This window comes from Bifidobacterium indicum (assembly GCF_036987015.1).
Lineage (GTDB): Bacteria > Actinomycetota > Actinomycetes > Actinomycetales > Bifidobacteriaceae > Bombiscardovia > Bombiscardovia indica.
Genome location: NZ_BTXM01000007.1, coordinates 22871 through 37936, shown reverse-complemented (window position 1 = coordinate 37936; position 15066 = coordinate 22871). Strand labels below are relative to the sequence as shown.

General features: G+C 62.3%; 12 protein-coding genes and 2 tRNA genes. 2 read left to right on the top strand and 12 right to left on the bottom strand.

What is annotated here, in order from left to right; all coding sequences use genetic code 11:
* Nucleotides 1-76: 76 nt before the first annotated feature.
* From AACP59_RS09155 to AACP59_RS09115, 9 genes are all read right to left on the bottom strand, one after another.
* A complete protein-coding gene (locus AACP59_RS09155) occupies nt 77-1999 on the bottom strand; it encodes a SpaH/EbpB family LPXTG-anchored major pilin (RefSeq protein ID WP_339350622.1) in 1923 nt (640 codons plus the stop codon).
* Nucleotides 2000-2310: 311 nt separating this feature from the next.
* A complete protein-coding gene (gene araA, locus AACP59_RS09150) occupies nt 2311-3825 on the bottom strand; it encodes an L-arabinose isomerase (RefSeq protein ID WP_339350621.1) in 1515 nt (504 codons plus the stop codon).
* Nucleotides 3826-3889: 64 nt separating this feature from the next.
* Entirely contained in the window at nt 3890-5503 is a 1614-nt protein-coding gene (locus AACP59_RS09145; protein ID WP_339350619.1) for a xylulokinase, read from the bottom strand.
* Between the two features lie 140 nt (nt 5504-5643).
* Nucleotides 5644-6720, bottom strand: a complete 1077-nt coding sequence (locus tag AACP59_RS09140; RefSeq protein WP_339350716.1) for a LacI family DNA-binding transcriptional regulator — start codon at nt 6718-6720, stop codon at nt 5644-5646.
* Between the two features lie 125 nt (nt 6721-6845).
* A complete protein-coding gene (rnhB, locus tag AACP59_RS09135) occupies nt 6846-7532 on the bottom strand; it encodes a ribonuclease HII (RefSeq protein ID WP_339350618.1) in 687 nt (228 codons plus the stop codon).
* Nucleotides 7533-7541: 9 nt separating this feature from the next.
* On the bottom strand, nt 7542-8309 hold the full coding sequence (gene lepB, locus AACP59_RS09130; RefSeq protein WP_339350616.1) for a signal peptidase I: 768 nt from the start codon (nt 8307-8309) through the stop codon (nt 7542-7544).
* A gap of 163 nt (nt 8310-8472) precedes the next feature.
* Entirely contained in the window at nt 8473-8841 is a 369-nt protein-coding gene (gene rplS, locus AACP59_RS09125) for a 50S ribosomal protein L19 (protein WP_297316607.1), read from the bottom strand.
* A 222-nt stretch (nt 8842-9063) separates the two neighbouring features.
* Complete coding sequence (gene pgi, locus AACP59_RS09120) at nt 9064-10758, bottom strand: glucose-6-phosphate isomerase (protein ID WP_297316606.1); 1695 nt, start codon at nt 10756-10758, stop codon at nt 9064-9066.
* Nucleotides 10759-11009: 251 nt separating this feature from the next.
* Entirely contained in the window at nt 11010-12134 is a 1125-nt protein-coding gene (locus AACP59_RS09115) for a mannose-1-phosphate guanylyltransferase (protein WP_339350615.1), read from the bottom strand.
* A gap of 165 nt (nt 12135-12299) precedes the next feature.
* On the opposite strand from AACP59_RS09115, the gene AACP59_RS09110 reads away from it, so the two are divergent.
* Together AACP59_RS09110 and AACP59_RS09105 are read left to right on the top strand one after the other, a co-directional pair.
* A tRNA-Thr gene (locus AACP59_RS09110) sits at nt 12300-12372 on the top strand.
* A 75-nt stretch (nt 12373-12447) separates the two neighbouring features.
* A tRNA-Leu gene (locus AACP59_RS09105) sits at nt 12448-12528 on the top strand.
* A 180-nt stretch (nt 12529-12708) separates the two neighbouring features.
* On the opposite strand, the gene rdgB is transcribed toward AACP59_RS09105, so the two are convergent.
* From rdgB to AACP59_RS09090, 3 genes are all read right to left on the bottom strand, one after another.
* Nucleotides 12709-13395 (bottom strand): RdgB/HAM1 family non-canonical purine NTP pyrophosphatase, encoded by a 687-nt coding sequence (rdgB, locus tag AACP59_RS09100; RefSeq protein WP_297316604.1) that lies wholly within the window; start codon nt 13393-13395, stop codon nt 12709-12711.
* 140 nt (nt 13396-13535) lie between these two features.
* On the bottom strand, nt 13536-14300 hold the full coding sequence (gene rph / locus AACP59_RS09095; RefSeq protein ID WP_339350614.1) for a ribonuclease PH: 765 nt from the start codon (nt 14298-14300) through the stop codon (nt 13536-13538).
* A gap of 60 nt (nt 14301-14360) precedes the next feature.
* A complete protein-coding gene (locus AACP59_RS09090; RefSeq protein WP_297316602.1) occupies nt 14361-14996 on the bottom strand; it encodes a Pr6Pr family membrane protein in 636 nt (211 codons plus the stop codon).
* Nucleotides 14997-15066: the final 70 nt, after the last annotated feature.

Here is a 15066-nt window from a genome sequence, read left to right as displayed (position 1 = left end):
GGCGGGCAATCCTTTTATAAGGACCACCCGCCTTCAGTGAACTCAGGTCTCCCTGAAAGTCAAACTTCAACTCATGTCATGCACGAGCCGCATTGCGCCGGCTACGAACGTAGAGGGCACCACCCATGATGATGACACCAGCCACAAGCAGCAGGATGATGCCACGACCACCGGTAAGCGGGAGGCCAGCAGGAGTATCGGAATCACCCGTCTTGAAGTTCATCATGTACTTAGCAACATTGCCATTCTGGAACTTGATCGGAGTGGCCGGTTCAGTTGTAGTACCGTAGGTTCCGAAATCCAGTTGTCCATAATCAGGCTGAACAGGGGCGTTGCCATAGTATGTGACGATATCGTTGGCGGACTTGCCAACAACATGGTTATCAAAGTGGACCTTCGCGAAGGGGTTGGGCGCGCGGTTGAAACCAGAAGGCGCCGAGTACTCGACCACATTCCAATCACCTGCGATACCGACACCACTGCCATCCAGAATCGGCAGGCCGGTAAACGCCACCAGACCCTGGGCATTGGAGGTGGCAGTGAAGAACTGCGCTCCAGCAGTGCCGTCAGCTTTGAAAGTACCATCAACATCCAGGAACTTCGCAGGGTCGGTCGGGTCAGCCAAACGGAACACGGCACCTTCAAGAGGTTCCACAGTGCCAGGGGTGCTGCCCTTCTTCACCTTACCGAAGGCAACGCTGCCGGACGCAGTGACGGTTCCGCCACCAGGAGGGGTGACAGGGTTGGTTCCGTCGGAATTATCCTTGATATCGGACTCGACGGCGTTTACAACACCACCAGTACCTGTTGAATCACCATTCGGGGTTACCTTGGCCTTATAGGTGATTACGACGGTCAGCTCCTGATCGGTCACCGTGTTCAGATACCCACGAATAACAGAGGCATCCCTGAAGAAATCGAATGCGGTGTATTTCGCGTTCGGGTCATTGTCGTTAGCGAACAACTTGGACCCGGTAGGAGCATTGTTGGCTATACGATCAAACTTGGTCGTCTGAGTCGTAACCTTGTAGTCCGGCGAAGAATTCGACGGCGCATTCAATGGGATGCTGCTGGTTGGCGTCTTGATGCTCGCCTCCACTGTAGAGGAATCAAGCTGCAGCGATGCACCCATCTTATCGACGACACGCAGATCCCCATAGTTGCCAGCCAGCTCACTTATATCGAGCTTCTGATCGTTTGCGGTTGCCGTGCCCGTATTGTAGATCTTCTGAGTCACCCTGTAAGTGATTGTGTCCCCGGCCTTGGCAATGTGCAGATTCGGGTCATTGTTGATTGCCGATACCGACTTGTCCACCGATGAGTTACTGACATTCTTGGGGTAGACATGCAGGTGGTAGATATAACCGCTCTGAGTCCCATCCGTGGTCTTGTAAGGCAGACCGAAGAAGGACTTTGCCGATACCGCATACTTGCTCGAATCAAGACGACCGGACTGGAATGCCGGAGAGGCAGTACGATTCTCTTCCAGGACGAAGTAGTGCAGACCTTGGGGGAGTGTTACGGGCTGACTGGTATCCGGCTGACCCTGTTGGGCCCCACTGGCAACGGCCTTGTACCAGGAGTCTATGACACCATCGCCGTTGGTCATACCCGTTGCCGTAATGGCACCTGGACGAGTGGAGGGCCTATAGGTGCTGGAAACGGCCGGGTTGATGTCAGCGACCGATCCCGTCGGCTCAATTTCAGTAAGATCGAACACGATGTCCTTGGCCGTGGTAACGCCGCTACCGGAAGCCGGCGCATCGGTGATGGAACCCGTAGGTGTGTTTCCCGTGGTACCGCTGAGGTACTTGGTGACCGTCAGCTTAGGCTCGACACTTGTGTCAATGGCACCTGGGCGGAAGTCATCTGCCGTATCAAGCGCCGAAGCCTGTGTGGCAGGGAGGGCGACCATCCCGGCCAGCAGAGTGGCACCAGCCACCGCCAGGCCGACGAGTTTGGAAAACCCTCGCCCCTCGTTTATTTTATCTGTATGCATGCATGCATCCCTTCTATTTTTTGAATCGGTACAGATCGATGTGCAACAACACACTTCGGCTTTACCTGACATCTTTCATTCCCCGGCCCGATAGACCCTTCGACATGAGCCGTTGCTATATCATCTCCCAATACCATTTCATGAGTTTAGCGAATGAAGTAAAACTACGCAAACGTGCGAGCGTCCGGTATGTCATATTTCGACCGGTTGCGGCGTGTTGCCCGGGGGCGGCAAGCCATCCGAACCGAAGAAGACGGAAAAGCCTCGGGACCAGGGCCCCGAGGCGATGGAGAAGGCAGGCTTAGGAGGTCTTATTGCCGGTTGTCGAGTCGGTGAACCATCTCCGCCAATTCGAGATCGCTGGTGAACCGGTCCGCGCTGGTGTTCTCGTCGATGGCGGCCAGCTCGACCCCGGCGATCCGGGCGAAGTCCTCCCAGGCCTCACGACCGACCGTGGTGGTCATGCAGGTGTGGTGGGCCGCACCGGCACGCAGCCAGCACTCGGCCGAGATCTCCAAGGAGGGACGCGGCTTCCAAATGGCGCGGGCCACGGGCAGCTTGGCCAAGGAGCCGCCGGGTTCCACCAGATCCACCACGTTCATGACCAGACGGAACCGTTCGCGCACATCGGCAAGAGAGACCACGACCGCATCCTTGCAGGGTGTGGCCGTGAAAACCAGCCTGACCGGATCCTCGCGATCACCGATCGAAAGTGGATGGATCTCCAGACGGGGCCTGCCTTCGGTCAGCAGGGTGGGCGAGACCTCCAGCATGTGGGCGCCCATGATCTCCTCATGCCCGGGGACGAAGTTGTATGAGTAGTCCTCCATGAGGGAACAGCCGCCCTTGAGCCCGTAACCCATGACGTTCCCGATCCGAATCAGGACCGAGGTCTTCCAGTCGCCTTCGGCCGAGAACCCGTACCCATCGGCCATCAGACGCTGGGCACCGACACCCGGCAACTGACGCAGACCGCCCAGGTCCTGGAAGTTGTCCACCGCGGCCGTGGCTCCGACCTCCTGGAGCATGTTGCGCATGCCGGCCTCCTCCCTGGCGGCAACCACCAGGGAGTTATAACGGGAATCCAGGAGTTCGGGAGCGACCTCGTAGCTGCGTTTGTAATCCTCGATCAGATCCATGACCTGGTCGTCCTTGACCGCATCCACATGGGCCACCAGCTCATTGACCGGCCAGGTATTCACGGAGACCCCGAAGACGCGCTCGGCTTCGGTCTTGTCGCCCTCGGTAACAGCGACATCGCGCATATTGTCGCCCCAACGGCAGACCTTCATCGAGTTGGCCGCATCCCAACCGGCACAAGCCCGGGCCCAGGTTCCGATTCTTTCCGCAACCTCCGGATCGGTGTAATGCCCCACGACGATCTTGCGGGGAATGCCCAGACGGGTCAGGATATACCCGAACTCCCGGTCACCATGGGCCGACTGGTTCAGATTCATGAAGTCCATGTCGATGGTCTCCCAGGGAATCTCGACATGGTGCTGGGTGTTCAACTGGAGAAGGGGCTTGCGTAATTGCTCCAGACCGCGAATCCACATCTTGGCGGGGCTGAAGGTGTGCATCCAGGCCACGATTCCGATGCAGGCCGGGTCGGATGAGGCCTGGACCATGAAATTCCTGATGGAGTCCGAATCCTTCAAAATGGGCTTGAGCACAAGCCCGACCGGGATACGGCCCGAATCATTCAGGGTCTTTGCTATGTCGGCGGCCTGAATGGCCACCTGCTGCAGGGTTTCCTCCCCGTAGAGGTCCTGCGAGCCTACGGCGAACCAGAGCTCTTTGCCCTGGAAGGGATCCGTCATTGCCATGATTGCTCCTTATTGATTGATATTGATGGAATTATGGTCCTGTGGGCTCCAAGGGTCAGGCGCTTCAACCCTCCAAGGGTATGGTCCTGACGGCCTCCTGCTCGATGGGCAGGGACCGGGAGAAGCGTTCGAAGAATGCGCGGAACCCCTTGACATCTTCTGGATCGGGTTCCTCCACACTTGATTCGACCCCCGCGAAGACCTTGGAATCCAGATAATCCGCCAGGGTCTGGTCGGTATGATTCAGATAGTCGGCTAGAACGGCCATGCCCCAGGCGCCGCCCTCGGCCGCCGTCGACATGACCCGGATGGGTGTGTCGAAAGCGGCGGCCAGGATCTTCTGAGCCACCTTCGGGGTGGCGAAGATGCCGCCGTGTCCGACTAGGGAATCCACGCGAACACTCTCCTGCCGGGTCATCGCATCCATGCCGATCGTCACCGGGGCGAAGGCCGAGAAGAGCTGGGCCCGCATGAAGTTGGCCAGGTTCATACGGCTCTCCGGCCCCCTGGCGAAGACCGGACGGCCCTCCTCCAGGCCGGCCAGGAATTCTCCGGAATAGAAGCAGTAGTTGATCAGGCCGCCTGCGTCCTTGTCGCTTTGAAGGGCCAGGTTGAAGAGGGTGGCATAGAGTTCGTCGTCATCCATCCTGAGCCCTGCCGCCTCGGTGAAGTCACGGAAAAGACCGACCCAGGCGTTCAGGTCGGAGGTGAAGTTGTTGGCATGGCTCATACCTGCCGGGTCGCCTGCCGGGGTGGCCACCGGGTCCACCTCGGGGTGGAGGCGCTCCATCCGGTCCTCCAGGACCACCATGGCGAAGATGGACGTGCCCGCCGACACATTACCCGTCCTGGGCCGCACGGAGTTGGTGGCCACCATGCCGGTTCCGGCATCGCCTTCGGGCGGAGCCATGGCCGCGCCGGGTTCCAGGGTACCGGTGGGATCCAGCAGCCGTGCCCCCTCCTCGGTCAGGGATCCCGCATCCTCCCCGGCCACCAGGAGCTTGGGGAGTATGTCTCGGATGGCCCAGGGCCGGGACTTGACCTCAGGCAGATGGTCGAAGGTGTCCAGCATGGCCTGGTCGAAGCAATGGCGGCGGGAATCAACCGGGAACATGCCCGATCCGTCTCCGATGCCCAGGACCTTGCGCCCTGTGAGCCGCCAGTGCACATACCCGGACAGGGTGGTGATGAAGTCCACCCTGTCCACGTGTTCCTCCCCGCCGAGAATGGCCTGGTAGAGGTGGGCTATGGACCAGCGCTCGGGGATGTTGACCCGGAAGATCCGCGAGAGCCGTTCGTGGGCCTGGCTGGTGTTGGTGTTGCGCCACGTGCGGAAGGGAACCAGGAGCCGGTCGTCCTTGTCGAAGGCCAGATAGCCATGCATCATGGCCGAGAATCCAATGGCGCCCATCCGGGTCAGTGCCACCCCGTAGCGTTCCTTGACCTGGGCGGCCAGGGCGGCATAGGCACCCTGCACCCCCTGCCACACCTGGTCCAGGGAGTAGGTCCACAGTCCTTCCTTGAGCTGGTTCTCCCATGCGAAATCCCCATCGGCCAGCGTCTGGTACTCCCTGTCGATCAGGATGGCCTTGATTCTCGTCGAGCCCAGCTCGATGCCCAGGGAGGTCCTGCCTGCCTGAATCTCCTGGGCGAGGTCCTTACCGGTGTCAGCTTCCATGATCCGCTCCTTTGCCTGGCCGTCCTCGTGGCCGGGAGGCACGTCTTGACCTCCGCCAACAAGGACTGTTAACGCTCACATAATCCAGTGACAAGTCTAGTCGTGACAAGCGGATCAGGCAAACGGGGGTCGGGTGAATCTCAGGACCGCCGAACGGCCCTGCCCAGAGACCGCCGGGGTACCACGTCGGCCTGGATGAGCCCCACCCCATGTCTGGTTGTCGGGAACTCCACGGGTTGACCTTGGTGGAGTATGGCCAGGAGCTGCCGCATGGTGGCGGTGCCCAACTCCTCGAATCTGGGACGGACCGTCGACAGGGGCGGGTTCAGGTTGTCGACCGTGGGGATGTCGTCGAATCCCACCAGGCTGACATCCTGCGGTATCCGAAGTCCATGCTCCTGGAGGGAGCGGGCCACCCCCACGGCCTGGTTGTCATTGGCGGTGACCACGGCCGTGGGCATGGAAGTGCCGTTCATGCCCCGCTGATCGATCAGGTGGTTCATCAAGGTGTACGATTCGGCCGACTCCCAGCTGCGGGCATGGACCACGGCGGTCTTGACATGGTACCGTGCGCAGGCCTTCCACCAGGAGGCCAGGCGGGTCGAGGCATCGCGCCATTCTGGCGGGCCTGCCATATACAGGACCCTGCGGTGCCCCAACTGCACCAGCTGCCTGGCCACCTGCTGGATGGCCCCCCACTGGTCGATTCCCGTCAGGGCCACCCGGTCGGAGCCCGGATTGTGGCTCAGTGCCTCCTCGATGCTCATCGACCCGTGGGTGGAGGTGACGACGATCCGCGGCTGGGTCACATTCACCTGGCAGGCCGCCTGGAACATCGTATCGGTGGGGGTGATGAAGATGAAGGCGTCGACGTTCTGCTCCAGGAAGGTGCCACACAGTTCCTGGAAGCCATGGAGGGTACAAGCGGCCTCGTTGACCATCATGACCGACATGAATAAACCGTGCGAGCGCGCCACCGTCTCGATGGCCGTGATGGTGGATACCGGTCCGAACAGGCTGACCCCTCCGGCAACCAGTCCGATGGTCCTGCTGTGGCTGGAGGCCAGGGCCCTGGCAGAGTTACTGGGCCGATACCCCAACTGCCGTATGGCCTCTTCCACTTTTCGGCGGGTGGGTTCCGAAACGTCCTTGGACTTGTTGATGACCCGTGAGACGGTCTGGTGGGACACCCCCGCCAACCGGGCCACTTCGAACATGGAAGGGCGATTGGAACGGTGGCGTTCCCTACTGCCTGGAGGCATGTGATCCTTCTTCCCGAAACCCGTCTCGACTGCTCCGATCATAGCCCGGCGCGGGGAGGACACCGGTGACCTGCATCGGGTCAGCCGGTCAGATGCCAGCTGACCCGATGCAGGTCACTGGGCCCGTATCGCCTGATGGCCGCCATATGTGCAGGCGAGCCGTATCCCTTGTTCCGCTCCCATTGGTAGGGGGCCAGGTCGTCACGTTGCCCGGCCAGGTCGACCATGAACTGGTCCCTGGTCACCTTGGCTATGACCGCGGCACTGGCGACCGTGGCGCAGGATGCATCCCCCCTGACCTTGGTGGTGATTGCCGGCAGGATGGCCAGGTCGGGGGCGTCGAAGCTGTCTGCGGCCTTGGTGATGTAGTCGCTGGGGCCGTCCAGGATGGCCGACGTGTTGGATTCGGCCCCCATGCCCAGCCGGGTCTCGACGTCGGCCAGGGCGCGCAGGGCGGCTATGCCCAGGGCGTGGGTGATCCCCCACTGGTCGATTTCACGGTTGGAGGCGGCACCCACGGCCCAGGCTGCAGCCCAGTCCTCAAGGCCCAGGTATATGGCCGTGCGGCGGACAGGGGTCAGCATCTTGGAATCGGCCACCCCCTCGGGAACCTTCAGCCCGGGAAGATCGCATGATCTGAGTGCCACCACGCCCACCATGACGGGCCCGGCCAGGGCTCCGCGCCCCACCTCGTCCAGACCGAACACATAATCCGACCCCCCGGCGGCCAGTTCCGTCTCCAGGGTCAGGGTGGGTATGGGGTGCATCCCTGCCGCCTACCTGGGCTGCCTGTCCGGAACGGCATCGAAGACCGGGTGCCGGTTGTTCAGCAGCTTCCAGCTGCTGATGGGATAGTAGGTCACCATGGCCGTGCCCTTGATGTTCCCCATGGGTACCTGACCCTCATTCCCATCATTGAGATGATAACGGGAATCCGCCGAATTGGAGCGGTTGTCTCCCATGACGAAGACGTAGCCGGCCTTGACGGTGGCCGTGAAGGGAAAATCACTGGGCTGGGCGCCGGGCCTCAGGTAGGAGCTTTCGTCCAGGGCGACCCCGTTGACCGTGACCGGATGCCCCTTCCCCTTGCAGGCCACCGTGTCGCCGGGCATGCCGATCAGCCGCTTGACCAGGTAGTTGCTGTTATGCCCGTCCGGTGACGCATCCGCCAGCCAATTGGCCGGGTCGGTGAAGACCACCACGTCCCCCCTGCGGGGTTTGGCCAGGAACCTGGTCAGACCGTTGGTGGTGAAGATTCGGTCGTTGATGCCCAGGGTTTCCTCCATGGAGCCCGAAGGAATGACGAAAGGGGCCAGAATGAACAGACGACAGAAGACCACGACCACCACCAGAACCACCAGGTCGACAAGGAACTGGATCAGGGATCCGGACCCGTTGTCCGGGGTGGGTCCTTCGTTCGATGCAGGATCGGTGCCGCCCCCGTCGTAGGGGGCGATGGGGTCGCCTTCGACCCTGAGCGAGGCCCTGGAACGGTGCCTGGGGGCAAAACCCGTCCGTATATCACCTGACTGGGGAACCGACATGCCTGCTCCTTCTGCTTGCACCGTCCGAAATCCCTTCCAGGTCCGGGTCGGATCCGACCCTCGACCGCCATTCACCTGCAACGGCCCCTCATTCATATACCCTACCCGGCGGGATAACAAAAACCCGGGGACCTGAACGGCCTCCGGGTCGACAAGGACGGTCCTACCTGGTCTCGGCCTTGTTGTCGCGACGCTCGACGATACGTGCGGCCTTGCCGTGCAGGTTGCGCAGGTAATAGAGCTTGGCGCGACGCACGCGACCATGCCGCAGGACCTTGATGGAATCGATCTGCGGGGAGTGCAGGGGGAAGCGACGCTCCACACCCACACCGAAGCTGACCTTGCGTACGAGGATGGTCTCACGCACACCGGCACCATGACGGGCGATCACCACGCCGGTGAAAGCCTGGATACGGGTGTTGTTGCCTTCCTTGATGTTCACATTGACCTCGACGGTATCGCCGGGGCGGAAGTCCGGAATCTCCTCCGCGGGCTTCATGTGGCTGGCATCGAATTCCTGAATGGCGTTCATGCTGTTCCTCCACGGCCGCCGCATACCGACCCATGTTCCAGGCCCATCCCGTCTTCGACAGAAGGGCCGTACCCGAGCCCGACGGTCTGCCGTCGGGATACGCCGATCCGCCGGCCATGAACCGGCTGGACCACAAGGAGGGGAACCTATGCGGCAGCTCCCACTCCGGCATTGCAACTGTTCAATGATACACCAGGCAGGGACCGGGGCCCAGGCCGGCGATCAGCGACGATGATCCCGATAATACTGAATCAGGGAGCGCGTGGACTGGTCCTGGGCGGCCAGGGCCTGGTCGTCACGGGAGATGGCCGGAGTGATCTCCTTGGCCAGCTTCTTGCCCAGCTCGACACCCCACTGGTCGAATGAGTCGACCCCCCAGACGGTGCCCTCGGTCAGGGTGATGTGCTCGTAGAGGGCGATCAGTTCTCCCAGGGACCTGGGGGTCAGGGCATCGCCGAAGATGGAGGTGGTGGGTCGGTTGCCGGTGAAGACACGGGCCGGGACGATGGACTCATCGGTCCCCTCGGCGCGCACCTCGTCGGCCGTCTTGCCGAAGGCCAGTGCCTTGGTCTGGGCGAAGTAGTTGGCCAGGAAGAGCTCGTGGACGTCCTGGTCCCCATCCCTGGCGGGGTTGGGGGTGTTGGCGAAGGCGATGAAATCGGAGGGAATCAGCCTGGTCCCCTGGTGGATCAGCTGGTAGAAGGCATGCTGTCCGTTGGTGCCGGGCTCTCCCCAGAAGATCTCGCCGGTCAGGGAGGTCACGGGGGTGCCGTCCCAGCGCACCGACTTGCCGTTGGACTCCATGGTCAGCTGCTGCAGGTAAGCCGGGAAGCGGTGCAGGTACTGGTCATAGGGCAGGACGGCATGGGAATGGGCACCGAAGAAGTTGACATACCAGACGTTCAGCAGACCCATCAGGGCCACGACGTTCTTCTCCAGGGGGGTGTCGCGGAAGTAGCGGTCGATGGCATGGAACCCGGCCAGGAACTCCTCGAACCCGTCGGGGCCTATGGTGATGGCCAGGGAAGTGCCGACGGCCGAATCCACCGAATAGCGGCCACCGACCCAGTTCCAGAAACCGAACACGTTGGCGGGGTCGATGCCGAAGTCCTGGACCTTGTCGAGAGCCGTGGATACGGCGATGAAGTGACGACGGATGGCCTCGGCCGACTTGGCCTCGGAACCATCCACGGCGCCCTGGGCCTGGAGCCTGTCCAGGAGCCAGGCCCGTGCCTGACGGGCATTGGTCAGGGTCTCCAGGGTGGTGAAGGTCTTGGAGACGATGATGAAGAGGGTGGTCTCCGGATCGAGTCCACGGGTCTTCTCGGCCAAGTCGTTGGGATCGATGTTCGAGACGTACCGTGCGGTGATGCCCGCATCCGCATAGGGCTTCAGGGCCTCATAGGCCATGACCGGACCAAGGTCAGACCCGCCGATTCCTATGTTGACCACGGTTTCGATCTTCTTGCCGCTGACACCGGTCCACTGTCCGGAACGGACCTGGTCGGCGAAGGTGTAGATCCGCTTGAGGGTGTCGCGCACATCCCCCACCACATCCTGACCGTCGACGATCAGTGTGCCGCGCTCCTCCTCGGGCCGACGCAGTGCGGTGTGCAGAACGGCACGGTCCTCGGTGTTGTTGATGTGCTCGCCCTGGAACATGGCTTCGATGCGCTGGTCGAGGCCGACCTCCCTGCCGAGCTGGGCAAGGAGGGTCAGGGTCTCGGGCTTGATCAGGTTCTTGGACAGGTCGAAGTGGAGGTCGGCGGCATCGAAGCTCAACCGCTCTGTGCGCCGGGGGTCTTCGGCGAACCACGACCGCAGGTCGATGCCGTTCTTCTGCAAATCCGAGAAGTGCGTCTGCAGGGCCGCCCAGGCCTTGGTCTGCGTCGCGTCTACTGGAGGATTGATGGCCATATGCATAGGTCCTTTCGTGACTTCATGCCCGGACTTGGAACAGGTCTTCAGAGATGATCCGCCCAGGTTTGGGTCTTCTACCAAAGTACTCACAAAAGCGGACACAATACGACAAAAACAGCAACTATGGTTCATCGCGTCGGATGTGCAAAGGACCCTCCGCGCATGGGGTCCGTCAGGACCAGGCCGTGGTCACCCCCGGCTCAGCCACGCCTCCCCGGCCTAAGCCGGGGGCGAACAGGAAGGTCTGCTCAGAGAATGTCGTCCCTTCCGTATTGGGAGAGTTTGCCGACCATGTCCTTGACCTCCTGGCTGCGTGCCCTGGGTGCCACCAGAAGGGCATCGGGCGTGTCGACCACAATCATGTCGTCCACCCCGAGCAGGGCTATGGTCCGCCCCGTCTCCGGCACGACCATGTCGCCGCCCGAATCCAGATACACCACACGATCGGAATCGCCAAGGATCTTGATGTTGCGACGGTTGGACGACGGCAGGAGGCCGGCGATCGAATTAAAGTCGCCTATGTCGTCCCAATCGAAGCCGCCCGGGACCATGGCCACACCGCCCGCCGCGGACAGGGGTTCCGCCACGGCGTAGTCGAATGCGATCTTCTCGATGCCCGGCCAGTACTCGTCCAGGGCCTGATTGCGCTGGTCCGCCCCCTCATCCCAGACCCGGGCGATGGCCATGATGCTGGCATACAGGTCGGGCACGAAACGCTCCAGGCAGGACAGGACGACATCGGCCCGCATGACGAACATGCCGGCGTTCCATCGATACTCACCGGTCGACAGATAGGCCTGGGCCGTGGAGGCATCGGGCTTTTCCACGAATTCGCTGACCAGGCGCGCATCGGGGGCATCGGGAATCTCGGCGGCCAGGGATGGACCCTGGTGAATGTAGCCGAAAGCCGTGGAAGGCCTGGAGGCGGCCATCCCGATGGTGGTGACATAACCGGCGCGGGCGGCGGCGACCGCCTGGCGGACCGACTGCCCGAAGGCCTTGTCATCGCGGATCACATGGTCGGCCGCGAAGGAGCCCACAACGATCCGATCGCCGTGCCGCCGGGCCAGAACGGCCGTGGCCAAGGCGATGGCCGCCGTGGAATCACGCGGAACGGGCTCGGGGAAGACCGCATCCTCACCGAGTCCAGGCAGCTGGGCACGGACCTGTGCCACATGCCGCCGCCCCGTGGATACCACCACATGGTCCTGCCCGCAGATTCCGGCCAGACGGTCGAAGGTGCCCTGGATCATGGTCCTGCCCGACCCGAGCAGGTCGTAGAGGAACTTGGGATGGTCCTGGCGGCTGAGGGGCCAGAGCCTGGTTCCCACTCCCCCGGCGGGGATTATGGCATAGAAATCGCGAAGATCCATACTCCCCATTCTGCCAAGGTGCTTGTACACCAAGGCCCCTTCCTCGAATCCGGGCCGGTGAAACAGGCGTGCCACACCGAAACGGATACGACTCCCGCGCCCGGCGGTTTTATCCCGGACATCCTGTAGTATCGAAAACGCCGTCCGGAACCTCGAGGGCGGCAGGCCACTTTAGCTCAGTTGGCAGAGCGTCTCACTCGTAATGAGAAGGTCGACAGTTCGATTCTGTCAAGTGGCTCCCTTTCGTATGGGCCATCTCACCTTTGTGGTATTCATTGATGGCATGGATATGCACTTATCCGTATTCCACTGGGCGCGAGTGGCGTAATGGTAGCCGCGCAGGATTTAGGTTCCTGTGTCTTCGGACGTGTGGGTTCGAGTCCCATCTCGCGCACGGATGGACCCTGCCTTCGGAACAGCAGGCCCAGGGTTCGAATCTTCTCCATCTCGCACATGGATCCACCCTGCACCTGCGGAATCTACCGCAGACACCGATACGGATCAGCAGACCCGGATCCACCTCTTCCAGTGTCCACAGGCGGGTGTCCCCCTCGCCGATGCCCTCGTATCGGGATCAGGATACGTCATGGCCATCGTCCAGCACCCACCGGATGAGGACGGGCATGATGGCGGCCAGGGCCTTCCCCCTGTGGGAGATGGCGTTCTTCTGGTCTGGGCTCATCTCGGCGGAGGTCAGACGGTGGTCCGTCCCGGCCCGGGCGGGCTGGTCATCGGGCTCAAAAATGGGGTCGTAGCCGAACCCGTCCCCGCCCCTGGGCGTCCGGATGATCCTGCCCGGCATCTCACCCTGGCGCACGGTGTGGCGGTTCCTGACGGGATACCCCGGTTCGTCGGGAACCACCAGGGCGGCGGCGCAGACGAACCGGGCCGTCCTGGACTCGTCGGGAATGTCCCTCAGTTGGCTGAGCAGGAGGTCGATATTGGCCTGGTCATCCCCGTGGCGACCGCTCCAGCGGGCCGACAGAATGCCGGGGGCCGCTCCCATGATGTCGACGATCAGGCCTGAATCGTCGGCCAGGGCGGGCAGGCCGGAGAGCTCCGCCGTCTGCTTGGCCTTGAGGAGGGCGTTGGCCTCGAAGGTGGTCCCGGTCTCCACGGGATCCGGCAGGTTCAGGTCCGAAGCGGATACGAGCTCGATGCCGAACCGGTCATCCCCCAGGAGGGAATCGAGGATGCGACGCATCTCGACCAGCTTGCCCTGGTTGTGGGTGGCCACGACGACCTGTCCGCCTCTCTCCATATCTCATTCCTCCTTGCAGGGCCCCGGTACGTCCGGCACGGGTTGCCCGTCCCCCGCTGCCGCGGATTTCAGCCGACGGCTACGGAGAGACAATCAACGGGCCATCTCCATCGTAAGTCCGGCATCAACCGCTCCGGGCATCAATCCGTGGCGAGCGCCGCAGACTGGGCCGCCTGGAGCTCCCGGTTGCCCTTGGTGGCCAGTTCCAGGAGCGTGTCGAGCTCGGACCGGTTGAAGGGGCGATGCTCCGCGGTTCCCTGAATCTCGATGAAGTCGCCGGAACCGGTCATGGAGACGTTCATGTCGGTCATGGCCTGGCTGTCTTCGATGTAGGGCAGGTCGAGCATGGGATGCCCGTCGATGATTCCCACCGACACGGCGGACACCTGGTCCTTGATGACCTTCTCGACGCTGCGGATGTGGTGGTGGCCCTGGGCCCAACGCAGGGCATCCACCAGGGCCACATAGGCTCCGGTGACCGAGGCGGTGCGGGTACCCCCGTCGGCCTGGAGAACATCGCAGTCCAGCTGCACCTGGTTCTCCCCCAGTGCTTCCATGTCGACGACACCACGCAGACAGCGCCCGATCAGGCGGGATATCTCCTGGGTACGGCCGCCGACCTTGCCCCGGACGGATTCACGGGCGGTGCGTTCGGATGTGGCCCTGGGCAGCATGGCGTACTCGGCCGTGACCCATCCCAGGCCCGAGTCCCTCCGCCACCGGGGCAGGGTGGGCGTGAAGGAGGCCGTGCACATGACCCTGGTGTTCCCGCACTCGATCAGGACCGACCCCTCGGGGGCATCCGTCCAGTGCCGGGTGATTCTGACCGGGCGCAGCTCGTCCACCGCCCTGCCGTCCGGTCTGACCACGGCCCCATCGGCCAACATGTCCTTGATTGCCACCATGGATGCACATCCTTTCCTTGCATACTGCACTTGATTATCCCGGGAGCCCTATACCTGCACTCAGGAGGCCGTCAGGACCGTCCTGGCGGGGAGGATCCTGTCGATCAGGAAGAGCACCAGCCCCAGGACGAAGAAGACCACCAGGTACTCGGCGATGTTGACGGTCATCTGCCCCCATCCCAGCCTGCTCAGATCGATGAATGCGTAGGGGTAGGGGTTCCCGCCGGGCTCGGGGCCGGAGTGGGGCCAGATGGCCGCCCGCACCAGGACGAAGGCCAGGTAGAGGGGGAAGTAGATCAGCCAGGTCAGGACATAGTGCCACTTGAACCGGCGGTGGGGGTCGAAGAGGAGGAAGTCGACCAGGGCCATGACCGGGGCGATGGCATGGATCATGTAGGTGGTCCGGATGCCCATCACCAACAGATAGGGCGAGGAGTTGATGCCCAGGACCACCATGGCCACCAGGCCGGTGATGAGAATGTACAGGGTCAGGCACCCCTTGAGCCAGGCCGGGGGTTGGATTCCCTTCAGAAGGGTGGCCGCCCCCGCCCAGAGCATGACCAGACCCAGGGCCATGTTGGTCTGGAAGGTGAAGTAGACCCACTTGTTCCCGATGCCCAGAAGCCAGGCTTCATGGGTGCCCGCCAGGCAGAAGAAGGCTATAAGGAACCGATAGATGGCCACCAGGTATCTCATGGGGACCAGCATATCCCGCAGGTCATACTGCCTGGACGTGTGGATGGTCGGGGCGGCCTTCCTGCACATA

Bases quoted from the DNA above. Each gene is read 5' to 3' on its own strand.
- AACP59_RS09155 (WP_339350622.1), bottom strand. From the start codon at position 1,999: ATGCATACAGATAAAATAAACGAGGGGCGAGGGTTTTCCAAACTCGTC.
- araA (WP_339350621.1), bottom strand. From the start codon at position 3,825: ATGGCAATGACGGATCCCTTCCAGGGCAAAGAGCTCTGGTTCGCCGTA.
- AACP59_RS09145 (WP_339350619.1), bottom strand. From the start codon at position 5,503: ATGGAAGCTGACACCGGTAAGGACCTCGCCCAGGAGATTCAGGCAGGC.
- AACP59_RS09140 (WP_339350716.1), bottom strand. From the start codon at position 6,720: ATGTTCGAAGTGGCCCGGTTGGCGGGGGTGTCCCACCAGACCGTCTCA.
- rnhB (WP_339350618.1), bottom strand. From the start codon at position 7,532: ATGCACCCCATACCCACCCTGACCCTGGAGACGGAACTGGCCGCCGGG.
- lepB (WP_339350616.1), bottom strand. From the start codon at position 8,309: ATGTCGGTTCCCCAGTCAGGTGATATACGGACGGGTTTTGCCCCCAGG.
- rplS (WP_297316607.1), bottom strand. From the start codon at position 8,841: ATGAACGCCATTCAGGAATTCGATGCCAGCCACATGAAGCCCGCGGAG.
- pgi (WP_297316606.1), bottom strand. From the start codon at position 10,758: ATGGCCATCAATCCTCCAGTAGACGCGACGCAGACCAAGGCCTGGGCG.
- AACP59_RS09115 (WP_339350615.1), bottom strand. From the start codon at position 12,134: ATGGATCTTCGCGATTTCTATGCCATAATCCCCGCCGGGGGAGTGGGA.
- rdgB (WP_297316604.1), bottom strand. From the start codon at position 13,395: ATGGAGAGAGGCGGACAGGTCGTCGTGGCCACCCACAACCAGGGCAAG.
- rph (WP_339350614.1), bottom strand. From the start codon at position 14,300: ATGGTGGCAATCAAGGACATGTTGGCCGATGGGGCCGTGGTCAGACCG.
- AACP59_RS09090 (WP_297316602.1), bottom strand. From the start codon at position 14,996: ATGAGATACCTGGTGGCCATCTATCGGTTCCTTATAGCCTTCTTCTGC.